General features: G+C 60.2%; 13 protein-coding genes. 7 read left to right on the forward strand and 6 right to left on the reverse strand.

Translation table 11 applies throughout. From position 1 onward, the window contains the following. Positions 1–74 precede the first annotated feature (74 nt). Both prmB and aroC read left to right on the forward strand, forming a co-directional pair. Positions 75–1,010, forward strand: coding sequence for a 50S ribosomal protein L3 N(5)-glutamine methyltransferase (prmB, locus tag GWQ27_RS06945; RefSeq protein WP_275906990.1), 936 nt, complete (start codon positions 75–77; stop codon positions 1,008–1,010). A 12-nt stretch (positions 1,011–1,022) separates the two neighbouring features. Further along, entirely contained in the window at positions 1,023–2,111 is a 1,089-nt protein-coding gene (aroC, locus tag GWQ27_RS06950; protein ID WP_021140549.1) for a chorismate synthase, read from the forward strand. 121 nt (positions 2,112–2,232) lie between these two features. Here aroC and GWQ27_RS06955 read toward each other — a convergent pair whose 3' ends face one another. Beyond that, entirely contained in the window at positions 2,233–3,075 is an 843-nt protein-coding gene (locus tag GWQ27_RS06955; protein ID WP_265462108.1) for a transporter substrate-binding domain-containing protein, read from the reverse strand. 323 nt (positions 3,076–3,398) lie between these two features. On the opposite strand from GWQ27_RS06955, the gene GWQ27_RS06960 reads away from it, so the two are divergent. Next, positions 3,399–4,802 (forward strand): DEAD/DEAH box helicase, encoded by a 1,404-nt coding sequence (locus tag GWQ27_RS06960; RefSeq protein ID WP_275906991.1) that lies wholly within the window; start codon positions 3,399–3,401, stop codon positions 4,800–4,802. Between the two features lie 110 nt (positions 4,803–4,912). Here the strand turns inward: GWQ27_RS06960 and GWQ27_RS06965 are convergent, their stop codons facing one another. From GWQ27_RS06965 to cra, 4 genes are all read right to left on the reverse strand, one after another. Beyond that, entirely contained in the window at positions 4,913–5,602 is a 690-nt protein-coding gene (locus GWQ27_RS06965) for an RES family NAD+ phosphorylase (RefSeq protein WP_021140546.1), read from the reverse strand. Continuing rightward, entirely contained in the window at positions 5,602–6,006 is a 405-nt protein-coding gene (locus GWQ27_RS06970; protein ID WP_275906992.1) for an MbcA/ParS/Xre antitoxin family protein, read from the reverse strand. Before GWQ27_RS06970 ends, GWQ27_RS06965 begins: the two co-directional genes overlap by 1 nt. A 269-nt stretch (positions 6,007–6,275) precedes the next feature. Next, a complete protein-coding gene (locus GWQ27_RS06975; RefSeq protein ID WP_275906993.1) occupies positions 6,276–7,469 on the reverse strand; it encodes an aromatic amino acid transport family protein in 1,194 nt (397 codons plus the stop codon). 331 nt (positions 7,470–7,800) lie between these two features. After that, the gene (gene cra / locus GWQ27_RS06980) at positions 7,801–8,787 is read right to left on the reverse strand and encodes a catabolite repressor/activator (protein WP_275906994.1); all 987 of its coding nucleotides are present in this window, start codon (positions 8,785–8,787) and stop codon (positions 7,801–7,803) included. A gap of 307 nt (positions 8,788–9,094) precedes the next feature. Here cra and fruB point away from each other — a divergent pair, with 307 nt between their 5' ends. The 3 genes from fruB to fruA are packed head-to-tail and all read left to right on the forward strand — an operon-like array spanning position 9,095 to position 12,911. After that, the gene (fruB, locus tag GWQ27_RS06985) at positions 9,095–10,195 is read left to right on the forward strand and encodes a fused PTS fructose transporter subunit IIA/HPr protein (RefSeq protein WP_275906995.1); all 1,101 of its coding nucleotides are present in this window, start codon (positions 9,095–9,097) and stop codon (positions 10,193–10,195) included. Further along, positions 10,195–11,190: a 1-phosphofructokinase gene (gene pfkB, locus GWQ27_RS06990; RefSeq protein WP_275906996.1), complete on the forward strand. Its 996-nt coding sequence runs from the start codon at positions 10,195–10,197 to the stop codon at positions 11,188–11,190. Before fruB ends, pfkB begins: the two co-directional genes overlap by 1 nt. Next, on the forward strand, positions 11,187–12,911 hold the full coding sequence (gene fruA / locus GWQ27_RS06995) for a PTS fructose transporter subunit IIBC (protein ID WP_017411671.1): 1,725 nt from the start codon (positions 11,187–11,189) through the stop codon (positions 12,909–12,911). Before pfkB ends, fruA begins: the two co-directional genes overlap by 4 nt. A 99-nt stretch (positions 12,912–13,010) precedes the next feature. On the opposite strand, the gene GWQ27_RS07000 is transcribed toward fruA, so the two are convergent. Continuing rightward, the gene (locus GWQ27_RS07000) at positions 13,011–13,262 is read right to left on the reverse strand and encodes a DUF1289 domain-containing protein (protein WP_219597286.1); all 252 of its coding nucleotides are present in this window, start codon (positions 13,260–13,262) and stop codon (positions 13,011–13,013) included. Positions 13,263–13,412: 150 nt separating this feature from the next. Between GWQ27_RS07000 and mltA the strand changes: the two genes are divergently transcribed. Next, positions 13,413–14,564 carry a murein transglycosylase A gene (gene mltA / locus GWQ27_RS07005; RefSeq protein ID WP_005315504.1) on the forward strand — a complete coding sequence of 384 codons (1,152 nt, stop codon included), beginning with the start codon at positions 13,413–13,415 and terminating at the stop codon, positions 14,562–14,564. Positions 14,565–14,854: the final 290 nt, after the last annotated feature.

Below are 14,854 nucleotides of genomic sequence, written 5' to 3' on the forward strand. Positions count from 1 at the left end.
CATTTGTCAGGTATGCGTCTTGCCCGCTATACAGTGGGTGCTCGGGCCGGATATTACTCGACTTGGAGGTGGATTTGGACAAGATATTTATCGATGAGGTGGTTGCCGAGATGCACACCATCCAGGACATGTTGCGCTGGGCCATGAGTCGTTTCAACGACGCCGGGATCTTCTACGGACATGGTACCGACAACGCCTGGGATGAGGCCGTGCAGCTGGTACTGCCCGCGCTACATCTGCCGCCTGACGTGGATCCGGGCATGCGCCACTCCCGTCTGACCACCAGCGAGCGTCATCGCATCGCCGAACTCATCATTCGCCGCGTGCAAGAACGCGTGCCAGCCGCCTACCTGACCAACAAGGCCTGGTATGCCGGTTGGGAGTTCTACGTGGACGAGCGGGTACTCATTCCCCGTTCACCGATTGCCGAGATGGTGGCCAACCGCTTCGCCCCCTTCCTCAAGCATGAACCGACCCGGATCATGGATCTCTGTACCGGTTCAGGTTGCATCGCCATCATCATGGCTTACGAATTCCCGGATGCGGAAGTGGACGCCATCGACATCAGCGTGGATGCACTGAACGTGGCCGAGCGCAACATCACCGATCACGGTCTGGAGCAGCAGGTCATCCCGATCCGCTCCGATCTGATGCGTGATCTGCCGGTGGGTGACAAATACGATCTCATCGTCTCCAACCCGCCCTATGTGGACTCCGAAGACATGTCGGACTTGCCACAGGAGTTTCGTCACGAGCCAGAACTGGCGCTCGCTTCCGGTTCTGACGGCCTCAAGCTCACCAAGCGTCTGCTGGCCAATGCTGCCGACTTCCTCAAGGATGATGGCGTGCTGGTGGTCGAAGTGGGCAACAGCATGATCCACCTGGAAGCCCAGTTCCCGGAAGTGCCCTTTACCTGGGTCGAGTTCGAGAACGGTGGTCACGGCGTGTTCGTGATGACCAAGGCGGAACTGGAGCAGTACCAGGATCATTTCGCGATTTACAAGAGCTAAGCAGGAGCACTCATGGCAGGGAACAGTTTTGGCCAACTCTTTCGGGTCACCACCTTTGGCGAGAGCCATGGCCTGGCGCTGGGCGCCGTGGTCGATGGTTGCCCGCCCGGACTCGAGATAAGCGAAGCGGATCTGCAGATAGACCTGGATCGGCGCAAGCCGGGTACTTCCCGCTACACCACGCCGCGGCGCGAGCCGGATGAGGTGAAGATCCTCTCCGGTGTGTTCGAGGGCAGGACCACGGGCACCTCCATCGGGCTGCTTATCGAGAATACCGATCAGCGCTCCAAGGATTACTCCGACATCAAGGACGTATTTCGTCCGGGCCATGCGGATTACACCTACCACCAGAAATATGGCCAGCGGGATTATCGGGGGGGCGGTCGCTCCTCCGCCCGTGAGACAGCCATGCGGGTGGCGGCGGGTGCCATTGCCAAGAAGTACCTCAAGCAGATGCATGGCATCGAGATCACCGGCTTTCTCTCCCAGCTCGGCCCCATCAAGGCGGAAGGCTTTGACGCGGCGCAAATTGAGCAGAACCCTTTCTTCTTCCCCGATGCGGGCAAGCTGGAGGCGCTCGATCAGTACATGCGCGATCTGAAAAAAGAGGGCAACAGTGTCGGTGCCAAGGTACAGGTCATCGCGACCAAGGTGCCTGTGGGCCTCGGCGAGCCTGTGTTCGACAGGCTCGATGCCGACATCGCCCACGCCATGATGGGCATCAATGCGGTGAAAGGGGTGGAGATAGGCGACGGTTTCGCGGTGGTGGAGCAAAAAGGCTCTGAACATCGCGACGAGATGACCCCGGCCGGCTTTGCCAGCAATCATGCGGGTGGCATTCTGGGGGGGATTTCTTCCGGTCAGGATATCGTGGTGAGCATGGCACTCAAACCGACTTCCAGCATTACCGTGCCGGGCAAGACCATCAATACCGAAGGTGAAGCCATAGAGATGATCACCAAGGGTCGCCACGATCCCTGTGTCGGCATTCGCGCCGTGCCCATCGCCGAAGCCATGCTGGCGCTGGTGTTGATGGATCACCTGCTGCGCCATCGTGCCCAGAATCAGGGTGTGCTGACCCAGACGCCGCAACTGCGCTGATCGGTTTTTCGAGTGCCCGGCTGATCCGGGGGCACGATCAAGAAGCACTGTCAAAAACAGAGCAAGAAGGCGACCTCAGGGTCGCCTTCTTTATGGGTTTGCGTTTAATGCTTCGGGACTGTCAGCCTGGCTGGGGTTGTGCAGATGCTGGTCGAGGCATTGCTTCGTCCTCTGGATTGCCAAAGCGACAGGGAGGCGGGGCAAAGCGAATGTTTGGCGGGGGCAGGGTGGCGATGGCCTCATTGACTCGAGTTATCTCGGCCTCGCTTACCGCCTCTTTGGCAAACATCAGGCTGACGGGCTGGTGGTGCAGCAACAACTGACAGCTGATAACCTTCTCGGCCCCCAGCTGTGTCAGGCGATAGCGTGCGTATTGCCACTCCATGATGACCCCGTCCAGACGGCGGGCCAGCAACAGATCGATCAACCTGTCGTCGGCGTTGTATTCGGTGGCGCTCTTGAGGGCTGGGCAGTCCTCTATCTGCTGGGTGGGGTGGGTGCCGCGCAGCTTGCCCAGGCGTAGTGCTGTCTGCTGGCACAAGTCGGGGAGGCTCTGGATACGCAGCCAGGGATTGGCATGGCCCGGTATGGGGTTGTTGCTCAAGAGCACGAAGGTGCTGCGCCGGTAGGGGACAGAGAAACGCGCGAACTGGCGTCGCTCCGGCGTATCGAGTGCTCCCATGGCCAAGTCCAGCTGTTGCAGCTCGATGAGATGCAAGGCGCGGGCCCAGGGCAGATTGCGAAAACGCGTCTCCAGCCCCGCTTGGCTGAGGATCTGGCTGGTCAGGGTGACGTCCAGCCCATCCAGAGTGCCTTGTGGATTGATGTAGCTAAAAGGGGGCCAGTGATTCCAGGCGACCGTCAAAGGGGGCTTGGCGCCAAGGGGCAGACTTGCCCCCAGCGCTATGATCAGCAGGGCAACGGGTCGCCATGCCCTGTGGATGCGTGTGATATGAACTGCCATGAGCCTGAACCTCCTTGTTCCGGGACTGAGATGATGGTCGCATCTTATCTGGCATCCAGCATAGCTTGATTCGAATGAGTTCTGAGGTGGGCGGGCTGAATAGGACGCTGACCCACTTTTTGGGTTTGTGCTGGGATGAATATCACATTTTTCTCGTTTATCCACAGCAACTCCGTTAGACTGCGCCTCTATTCTTTCCCCTTTGCTCTGCTCCCCGGGGAAATCGTTGTTTTCTCAATAGGCCCAGTTCTTGTGAGATGGCATCGGCTCAGCAGAGGAGCCCCACCACAAATCCCCGGCGCCACTATCCCTAGCAGGTAATTATGAGTTTTTCTTCCCTCGGTCTGGCCGAACCCTTGTTGCGTGCCGTTGCCGAGCAAGGCTACGACACCCCGTCTCCCATTCAGCTGCAAGCGATCCCCGCCGTTCTGGCTGGCCGCGACCTGATGGCGGCGGCCCAAACAGGGACTGGCAAGACCGCAGGCTTTACCCTGCCGATGCTGCAGCGTCTGATGGAGAGCAAGCGCAAGGTTTCTCCGAACCGTATTCGCGCTCTGGTACTGACCCCGACCCGTGAGCTGGCTGCCCAGGTGGGCGAGAGCGTGCGCAATTACGGCAAGCATTTGCCGATGCGCAGCCATGTGGTGTTTGGCGGCGTCAGCATCAATCCGCAGATGATGGCGACTCGCCGTGGTCTGGACGTGCTGGTGGCCTGCCCGGGCCGCCTGATGGACCTCTACAACCAGAATGCCGTCAAGTTCGACGAAGTCGAAATACTGGTGCTGGACGAAGCGGATCGTATGCTCGACATGGGCTTTATCCGCGATATCCGCAAGATCCTGGCCCTGATGCCCAAGCAGCGTCAGAACCTGCTCTTCTCCGCGACCTTCGCCGAAGAGATCCGCGAGTTGGCCACCGGCCTGCTCAACAATCCGGCCGTGATCGAAGTGGCGCCGCGCAACAGCACGGCCGAGCGTATCGAGCAGCTGGTACATCCGTGTGACAAGGCCAACAAGATAGGTCTGCTTAGCCATCTGGTCACCAGCAATGACTGGCAGCAGGTACTGGTCTTCACCCGTACCAAGCACATGGCCAACCGTGTTGCCGAGACACTCGACAAGAACGGCGTCAGCGCCGCCGCCATCCACGGCAACAAGAGCCAGGGTGCCCGTACCCGTGCCCTGGCCGGTTTCAAGGATGGTAACGTCAAGGTGCTGGTGGCGACCGACATCGCTGCCCGCGGTCTGGACATCGACAAGTTGCCGCAAGTGGTCAACTTCGAGCTGCCCAACGTGGCGGAAGACTATGTTCACCGCATCGGCCGTACCGGTCGTGCCGGTGCTGCCGGTCATGCCATCTCCCTGGTCGCTGCCGATGAAGGCAAGCTTATCAAGGCGATCGAGCGTCTGACCAAGCAGAACATCCCGTGCGAGCAGGTGGCCGGTTTTGAAGCCTCCCGCGAAACCCTGGACAACATTGCCCGTGGTATCGGCGCGCCCCTGCGCAAAGAGCCTCGTGACCCGAGCGAGCCGCGCCGTGCTGCGCCGCGTCCGCAAGGTCAAGGCCAGCGTCAGGGTGCCGGTCGCTCTGCCAATGGTGGCAACGCTGGCGGTGCTCGCACCGGCAACAGTGGCAAGCCCAAACCGCAAGGTGCGCAGCGTCCGGTTGATGCTGCTGGCAAACCGGCCCAGGCTCGTCGCTCCCGTCGCGCTACCCACAACCAGTAAGCAGGTGAGGGGACACCCTCACGCTGCATCGGTTGATGTAAAAAGCCCTGCCAATCCGGCAGGGCTTTTGTCATTTCTGGCGGGCAGTTTATTGCCGTTTCGTCTCGATATCACTCCCCATACAGCTTGATCTCCAGCACATTGGCGATGGCACTGCCATTCCAGTGGTACTCCAGATGCTGGGCCTGATGGATCCGGGTAATGAGACAGGGGCGGTAGAGTACATGGCAATTGTGACCGCTGTGACGCACCGAGCGGTAGTGGATGCCATCCACCCCCCGGGTTTTCTGCTCCAGGGCAAAGACTTGAGACTGGCTATAGCTGGTGGCGTGATAGAGAGGGGTGGAGAGAAATGCGTCCCCTGTGATATCGACCAGGTTGGCACTGAACTCGGCACAGAGCACCCGCATCTGCACTTTCTGGGCTGGTTCTCCGGTGTAGCCGAAGATCCGCTCCTGATGGTAGACCGTCTCCTTGACGGCGGTATCGAGCAGAGGTGCACAGTAATAGCCACCGAAATCGCCCGTGGTAAAACGGGCCCCTTCCGGATTGACATGGGTAAAGGCGGCCATCACATAGCTGCCCCCGTGCAAGCCCACCAGCCAATCGGCCCTGGGCACGCGAGACAAGTCTCCCGCCTCCTCCCGCAACCTGTCGTTGGTCAGTGCCTCCATGGCCCATACCGCCTCCAGTTCGTCCGCGTTGGCCACATCTTCATAGACACAGATAGTGGGGTAGCGGCTCGGAATGATCCGGTAGGCCCGCTCTCCCTTGAATGGGATCAGTGGCGGCTCCTGCATCAGGCCATACCCCCGCGCCAGGCGTGCAATCGGGTCGCCACTTCATAGAGATCGGCCACCCGGCCACCCTTCATGATCTCCATCGCGCTGCGACCGGCAAAGAAGGGGTGGCTGTTGGGCTTGCGTACCCAGCCATAGATGCTGTCATCGGCGCTGAACAGCATCCTCAGGCTCTTGTGGATGTTGAGGAGGTAGCTAATCCGCTCCTGCATATCCACGCTGAGGCGGATCCCGCCGTTTGACTCCTTGTATTTGTTCAATGTTGAACGAGATGAAATGCCGAGCAGTGTCAGTTGTTCATCTGTGTTGCACTGCCACTTGTCCAGGATGCGGAATACCACAGGCAGCGCCTTGCTGGGGTCTATGGCGCCTTCTTTCATTGCTTTTTGTGCTGTTGCGGCCATATCTCCTCCTTGTATTGTTCACGCCGGATAAGAGGGCGTGAAGGGTGAATCTGCACTCAGTGTAGAAGACTTGTACATATATGTACATATTTACGTGGCTAGTGATGAGTATGTACATCGATGTATGTGCTGAAGAGAGCGTTATGACGGGGCTAAGTGATACCGACCACGATAAGGAGTCATCCATTGGGTTTTACTGTACTCCTGCTGGCAAAAAGCCCCGCCAACGGAGGTTGGCAGGGCTTTCGTTATCCATCATGGGGCGAGGGTTACAGAGCTGGCAGTAATCCCAGGCTGACACTCACCTGTACGCCGACGATCAGCACCCCCATGGCACCGGCAAGGCCCAGGGCCAGTACTCCACCCGGGGCGCGGTAGTGGTGCGCCTCTGCCTGCTTGCGGCTCTGCCACACCAGGGTGACCGGCAGCAGTACCGCCAGAACCGCCAGTGCAATGGCGGCGTAGCCCAGCGCCATGATGAAGCCTTGCGGGAAGTAGAGGGCAAACAACAGGGGCGGCACGAAGGTGATAAGCCCGGTCTGGCTGCGGCCCTGCCAGTTGTCCTTGCGACGAGTCACTTTGGCCATGAAATCAAACAGCCCAAGGGTCACGCCGAGGAAAGAGGTCGCCAACGCCAGATCGGCAAACAGATGCATCGCCTGATTAAACGCAGGCCAGCTCACCAGATTGCCGACGCTTGCCAGGAGGCTGTCGAGCGCCCCGCCGCTCTGGATCAGGGTCTGCTGACCGAGCAGCCCCAAAATGGCCACTTGCCACAGCACGTAGAGAATGAGCGGCAGGGCGGAGCCCCAGACAAAGACCCGGCGCAGCTGCTTGGGGCAATCCCCCAGATAGAGCATGACGCTCGGGATGGAGCCGTGAAAACCAAACGAGGTGAAGATGACGGGCAAGCCTGCCAGCAGCAACCCCTGGCCGAGCGGCAGGGAGAGCAGGTGCTGCCCTTCTGCACGGGGCAGCAGCAGCCCCAGTACCGCCACCATGATCACCAGTTTGACGGCAAACATCAGTCGATTGAGGTAATCCACCGAGCGGGTACCGACGCAGACCATGCCACCGAACAGCAAGGTAAAGGCCCAGGCCGCCTGCTCCTGGCTAATGGTCATGCCCGCATCGGCCAGCGCCTGGGCCAGCAGGCTGCTGCCGCCACTGATGTAGGCGGAGGCCAGGGAGTAAAACAGCATCAGGATACAAAAAGAGGCGATGCCCTTGCCCCAGGGGCCGAGCAGGTGATCCGCCAGCTGGTGCAGGTACCACTTGCCGGTGTTGAGGCTGGCTTCCACCTGCAACATGGCGGTGAAGGCCATCAGGACCCAGAGCCCTATCATCAGCAGCAAAGTGGCGGGGCCACCCAGAGATGAGGAGGCCAGCGGCAGGGCCAGCATGCCTGCGCCTATGGTGGTGCCGGCAATCAACAGGGTACAACCCAGGGTTTTGGTGTTCATTGTGTCCATCCGGATCGAGAAACTGCGTGTTCATAAAGAGTGAAAGTGGCGGTGTCATCAAGACGCCTCCGGGCTTGAAACCGGAGGCTAGCAATATCGGAGTGGACGCATCGTTACGAAAACCCGTTGGTTGTAAAAGTTGGTTGCCAAGTTAACGGATCAAAATAGTGGAAACAAGCCTGTAAAGTCGGATTTTGTACTGAAAGGGCGCAATAGGTGGAAATAAAAGATGACAGAACTATGTGCCGGGGAGTGAAAAGGGCTGGCAAGCCAATGGAGGAAAAACGCGCTGGCGAAGATGGCGGTCGCCGCCAGCGAGTGAGGGGGCTGCTTAGCGACGACGCTTGAGGGTCCGGCTTACGTAGTGCAGCCCGCATTGGTACTCGCCATTGATGGCCTTGAGGGCGAGCTCCAGCGCCTGGCTGGCCAGTGCATCGTGTTGCTGGGGCAGGGAGTTGATGCCAAAGGGGAGGAAATCGAGCAGGCGATCGTCGCCGAAGGTGGCCATGGCGAGCTGGCTCATGTCGGTCTCTTGTTCCAGCAAATAATCCAGCACCCCCTCCATCAATATGTAGGAGGTGGTAACCAGCGCTTCGGGCAGCTGGCCGAGTTGCTGGTGAAGTCCCTTGATCAGGCGATAGCCCTCGACGCGGGAGAAATGTGCTCCTTCGCACAGGTGACGGGCTGTGGTGTGGCTGGCGACAGCCTGCTCGAAGCCCGCTTTTCGTTCCTGACTGATCGTGAGTGCTGGCAGCGCGGTGATCAAGGCGATGTGCTTGAGCGCCGGTGTGAGCAGGGAGGCGGTGAGATCAAAGCTCGCCTTCTGGTTTTCACTGGCGACGGTCACGAACTTGTCGGCGGCCATGGCCCGGTCGATGGCGAGCACATGGATGCCGCGCGCCTGCTGGCGCGGATAGAAGGAGTCGTCCGGCGGCAGGCAACTGGCCACCAGCAGGGCATCCACATGGCGACTGGCCAGCATCTCGGCCAGTTCTTTCTCGGTGGCGGGTTCATCTTCCGAGCAGACGATCAGCAGCTGATAACCCTGGGCTCGGGCCCCCTGTTCGAGGCGCTTGGCGAGTTTGGCATAACTGGCGTTCTCGAGGTCGGGCAGGATAAAGCCGAGGGTCTTGGTCTGGCCGCCGCGCAGGGAGGCGGCGCGGCTGTCAGGCTGGTAGTTGTGGGCGGTCACCACCGCCATCACTTTGTCACGGGTTGCCTGACTGATGCGGTATTGATCGGCCTTGCCATTGATCACATAGCTGGCCGTGGTGCGCGAGACACCGGCGAGGGCGGCGATTTCATCCAGTTTCATCATATCGGCTCTGTTTGAGTTGCAAGGCCCACGGTCACTGCCAGGTGAGGGCACCGAAAAGTGTGCGCGGGATCATATCATTGAAAAGCACTCTTTGCGGGTACTTGATCAAATGGCTGAAACGATTCAGTCTGAGTGTAAGTGAAACGATTCAGCTTGTCAGCAGGCAATCGATGTCCGGGTATAAAAATGCGATATCGCTCCGGCGGGATGCAATCCGGTCTATTGTCAGCAGGCAAATTACCCGAATTTTCAATTGTATTGATCCGGTGAGCCGCACGGCCAGCCCGGAACCTGATGGAGAATATCTATGTTGAAGTTGGCACAGCAGCAGATTTTGCTGGGGCAGTCGGTGGCGACCAAGGCGGATGCCATCGCTCTGCTGGCAAGCAAACTGACCGAGACCGGTCTGGTGGAAGCGGGTTATGTGGACGGCATGCTGGCGCGGGAAGCGCAGCACGCCACCTACCTTGGCAGCGGCATCGCCATTCCCCACGGCACCACGGATACCCGCCATCTGGTCAAGAGTACGGGTGTCATGGTTGCCCAGTTCCCCAAGGGGATCGAATGGGACGAGGGGCAGATCGCCTATGTGGCCATCGGCATTGCCGCCAAATCCGACGAGCATCTGGGCATTTTGCGCCAGCTTACCCATGTGCTGGGTGACGAGCAGGCGGCAGCTGCGCTGAAAAATGCCACAGATGCCGACACCATCATCAATATTCTGACCGGTGCCAGTGCGGCGAAAGAAGTGCAGTTCCTGCCCCTGGCCGACTTCCCGGCCGATGATCGCGACCAGCTGCTGCTGGGGGCTGCCGCTCGCGCCAAATCCGCCGGTTGGGGGGAGGCCGCCATGGTCAGCTCTCTGCTGGCAAGTGACCCTGCCTATCTGGGGGAGGGTGTCTGGCTGGCCCGTACGCAAGCGGCCCAGACCGGCTGGGTGCTGGCAACCCCGAGTAGCGCACTCACCGTGGGTGAACTGCCGGTCAGTGCCTTGCTGCTGCTCTGTGCCGCCGATGCGAGCCATCTGCCGCAGCTGGACAATCTGGCCAAGCTGGCCGCCGCAGGCCAACTTGCGACGCTGGCTGGCGCCGAGGGCCTTGCAATGTTGCAAGCAGGGCCGGCGAGCGGTCTGTCTGATACCTTCACCATCATCAACCCCCATGGCTTGCACGCCCGTCCGGGCGCCATGCTGGTCAAGGTGGCCAAGGAGTTCGAATCCGATATTCGTGTTGCCAACCTCGATGGCAGCGGTGAGGCCGTCTCCGCCAAGAGCCTGATGAAGGTGATCGGCCTTGGGGTCAAGTGCGGTCATCGCCTGGCATTTCGCGCAGAAGGGGCGGATGCCGAAGCTGCCCTCAAGGGCATTGGCGCCGCCATCGCCGCAGGCCTGGGTGAGGGGGCGCACTGATGGATATCATCACCATCACCCTCAACCCGGCGCTGGATCTCACCACCCGCCTGGGCGCCATGGCCCTTGGCGAGGTGAACCTGGTGAGCGAAGCCAATTTGCGCGCCGCAGGCAAGGGGATCAACGTTGCCATGGTGCTCAAAGATCTGGGCCGTGACGTCGGGCTGACCGGCTGGCTCGGCGCTGACAATCAGCAGAGCTTCGTCTCGCTGTTTGCCGAGCGAGCCCTGGATGATCACTTCGTGCGCGTGGCGGGCAACACCCGCATCAACGTCAAGATCTCCGAGCAATCTGGCAGGGTCACCGACCTCAACTTGCCGGGACTCATCATTGACGAGTGTGAAGTGAAGACCCTTGAGGCCGCGATTGACGAGTTGGCACCACAGGCAGACTGGTTTGTGCTGGCTGGCAGTCTGCCCAAAGGGGTGGCACCTGATTATTGCGCCCGCCTCATTACCTTGCTCAAGGCCAAAGGCAAGCAGGTGATCTTCGATTGCAGCGGCGTGGCTCTGAAAGAGGGCATCAAGGCTGCACCGACCCTGATCAAGCCCAATCTGGAAGAGCTGAGCCAGTGGGCCGGTCGTCCCATCAAGACCCTGAGCGAGCAGGTTGCCTGTGCCCGTGAATTGCAGGCCAGCGGGATCCCCCATGTGGTCATCTCCAACGGTGCCGATGGCCTCGTCTGGTTTGGTCCGGATGCCACCTGGCAGGCCATACCACCCCGTATGCAGGTCGTCAGTACCGTCGGTGCTGGTGACTCCCTGGTGGCGGGGCTGGCCCATGGCCTCAGTCTCGGCTGGGCGCCGGAGCAGACCTTGCGTCTGGCCACCGCCGTTTCGGCGCTGGCCGTCAGCCAGGTGGCAGTCGGTTTTAGCGATATGAACGTGTTGACACCCTTACTCGAGCAGGTGCGTGTGCAACGTCTGGATGACCTTGCCCCTGCTCAACTCAATACCCATTCCCCTTCAATGGAAAACTCAGGAGATGCCCAATGAAAGCAATCTTGGTCACGGCTTGCCCGGCGGGCATTGCCACCAGCTTTCTCGTTGCGAAACGGATAGAACAACAGGCCAAACTGGCGGGTTGGGAGCTCACACTCGATGTTGGCTCCAGCGTACAACCGCGCCAGATCCCCTCAAAAGAGCAGATAGCCGCCGCTGATCTGATCCTGGTGGTGGCGAGTGCCCCCGTGGATCTCGCCGCCTACGACGGCAAGCGTCTCTATCAGGGGAGCATGGATCTTGCCTTGCAGGATCCGGCCGCCGTGCTTGACGCCGCCGCCAGTGGTGCCAGTGTCTATCATCATCAGGCTGCGCCGGTCGCCGCCGCCCAGCCGGCCTCGGCCAAACGCATAGTCGCAGTCACCGCCTGTCCGACCGGGGTGGCCCACACCTTCATGTCGGCGGAAGCGCTCGAGACCATGGCCAAGCAGCTGGGTTACCAGATCCGCGTCGAGACTCAAGGATCGGTCGGTGCCCAGAATGCCCTGACCGCAGATGAAATCGCCGCCGCCGATCTGGTGTTCCTCGCCACCGACATCGAAGTGGACATGACTCGTTTCGATGGCAAGCAGGTGTATCGCACCAGTACCGGTGCTGCGCTGAAGAAGACCCGCGCCGAGCTCGACAAGGCGTGGCTGGAAGCCAAGGTCTATCGCCACAGCGGCGCCAGTCAGCCCAAGAAGGAGGAGAAGGCGGGCCCCTACAAGCATCTGCTGACCGGTGTCTCCTTCATGCTGCCCATGGTGGTGGCCGGTGGTCTCATCATTGCCATCTCCTTCATCTTTGGTATCGAAGCGTTCAAGGTGGAAGGCAGCCTGGCCGCCGCCTTGATGACGATCGGTGGTGCCTCAGCCTTCGCCCTGATGATCCCTGTGCTGGCCGGTTACATTGCCTACTCCATCGCCGACCGTCCGGGTCTGGCGCCAGGCATGATTGGCGGTATGCTGGCAAGCTCCCTGGGCGCCGGTTTCCTCGGCGGTATCGTCGCCGGTTTCCTGGCCGGTTACAGTGCCAAGTACCTGAGCGACAAGGTGCGCCTGCCGGTGACCCTGGAAGCGCTCAAGCCCATCCTCATCATCCCGCTGTTTGCCAGCCTGTTTACCGGTCTGGTGATGATCTACGTGGTGGGTGGTCCGGTTGCGGGTATCATGAGTGCCATGACAGAGTTCCTCAACAACATGGGCTCTGCCAACGCAGTGCTGCTGGGTGTCATCATAGGCGCCATGATGTGCTTCGACATGGGTGGTCCGGTCAACAAAGCAGCCTACGCCTTCGGTGTCGGCTTGCTCGCCTCCAAAACCTATGCCCCCATGGCTGCCGTGATGGCCGCCGGCATGGTACCGGCACTGGGGATGGGGATCGCCACCTTCCTGGCGCGCGCCAAGTTCATCAAGACGGAGCAGGAAGCAGGCAAGGCCTCCTTCGTACTGGGTCTGTGCTTCATCTCCGAGGGGGCCATTCCGTTTGCCGCCAAGGATCCGATGCGCGTCATCCCGGCCTGCATGGCGGGTGGCGCCCTGACTGGCGCGCTCTCCATGTTGTTCGGCTGCGAGCTGGTTGCGCCTCACGGTGGTCTGTTCGTGCTCTTCATTCCGAACGCCATCAGCCATGTGTTCATGTACATACTGGCAATCGCCGCCGGTTCCCTGGTGACGGGGGTTGGCTATGCCATGCTCAAGCGCGGCGAAGAGCAGGCCAAGCTGGCGACGACCTGACAACGTCAAGGGTGTAAATGACAAGGCGACCTGCGGGTCGCCTTGTCTGTTTCTGATGGGGGTAAACAAGCGGAAGAAGAGAGCCAGTCCGTGGGCAAGTTAAAAATCCCAGCCGGACTGCACTGGCTGGTTGGCTTGCTCGGCCTCCTGTGCCTTGCGGCGCGCGGCCTCAACCCGTGCCTTGCGGCCACGGCAAAGACGCATCACCTCCTGCTGCTGGGTTTGTGTCATGGTGAGCCAGTTGAAACGCTCCTCCCGATTGCGCAGGCAGCCCTTGCAGTAGCCCTTGTTGTTCACTTCGCATACCCCGATACAGGGGCTCTGTAGCGGGAAGATCTCGAGCTGTTCCATCCATGGCCTCTCACACCTTGTTACCTTGTTATAACCCAGAAGATCCCCTTTGGAGAAATCCGTCGCCAAGGGGGTGAAGGCGTTTGCTTTCCCCCAGCAAATTTGGCATCTTCCCCGCCAAGCATGAGGCTTGGTGTTATATGAGGACATATGAACAAACACGCGTACTGGCTGACCGCTGCCGTGCTGGGGCTGGCCGGTTGTGCGGGCAATCCTGAGCAGGTGCAGGTGCCCAAAAAGAAACCCGATGCCGGATGTTTTCTCAACTGCGAGGTGCCGGAAAACCTGGGCAAGCAGTATCTGGACGGTGCCCTGCCGGGCGATCTGGTGCGGGTAGAGCGCATCAACAGCCGTCAGCGTTCTGATTTCAGCAAGTTCGGCCCCCAGAGCCGGCTGGTGCTGGAGCGTTCCGGCAAGATGACCCGCCGTTATGGCGAGCTCTATCATCAGCTCTCCCGCTGGGTCGCCAATGGTGGCAATCCGGCCCATATCACCCAGTACGGCATCAGCCTGGCCCAGCTTGGCGGCGCCGATCGCATGGGCAACGTGCTGTTCACCGGTTACTACTCGCCGGTGCTGGAGGTGCGCCATCGCCCGGATGCCAAGTACAAGTACCCCATCTATGCCATGCCAAAATGTGGTGGCCGCTGCCCAAGCCGGGCCGATATCCATCGGGGGGCGTTGGCCAACCGTGGGCTGGAGCTGGGCTACAGCAAGTCTCTTATCGACAACTTCCTGATGGATGTGCAGGGCTCGGGCTTTGTGCATTATGGGGATGACGATCGGTTGCAATACCTGGGTTACAGCGGCAAGAACGGTCACGGCTATGTGAGCATAGGCCGGGTGCTGATCGACCGGGGCGAGGTACCCAAAGAGAAGATGTCGATGAAGGCCATCAAGGATTGGGCCAACGCCCAACCGGAGGAGAGCGTCAAGGAGCTGGTTGAGCAGAATCCCTCTTATGTCTTCTTCGAGCGTCGCCCCACCAATGACGTGATTGGTGCCGCCGGTATTCCGCTGTTGCCGCTGGCGGCCGTTGCGGCCGACAAGAGTTTGCTGCCGATGGGCACCCCCATCCTGGCGGAAGTGCCTTTGCTCGACAAGGCCGGCAACTGGACTGGCAAGCACCAGCTGCGGCTCTTGATTGCGCTGGATGTGGGTGGCGCCGTAAAGAAGGGGCACCTGGATCTTTACCACGGCATGGGTGAGAAGGCGGGTGTTGCGGCCGGTCACTACAAGCACTTTGGCCGGGTCTGGAAGCTGGGTCTGCACCATGGGCCGACTGCTGCGCCATGGTTATAAGCAAAACAGGGATTGTACTGGAATAAGGCGACTGTGGCGGGTGATGCCGCTTTTCAGCTAACCCACACAAGGCGCTGATGACCCTTTCCCTGCTCCTCCTCCTTCGAGGGGAGGCGCCAAAAAAAAAGCCGCCGGAGGCAATCTGGCGGCTCTTTTGTATGTGCTGTCCCGTCCTGAATATGGTTTACACCTTTCCCCCACATAAACGGAGAGCCCGATGGGACAAGGTGTGAAACGGACACAGCGCGATTACTCGCTGACTTTTAAACTGGCGCTGGTCGAGCAGATTG

The organism is Aeromonas sp. 5HA1, assembly GCF_029237245.1.
GTDB lineage: Bacteria > Pseudomonadota > Gammaproteobacteria > Enterobacterales > Aeromonadaceae > Aeromonas > Aeromonas salmonicida.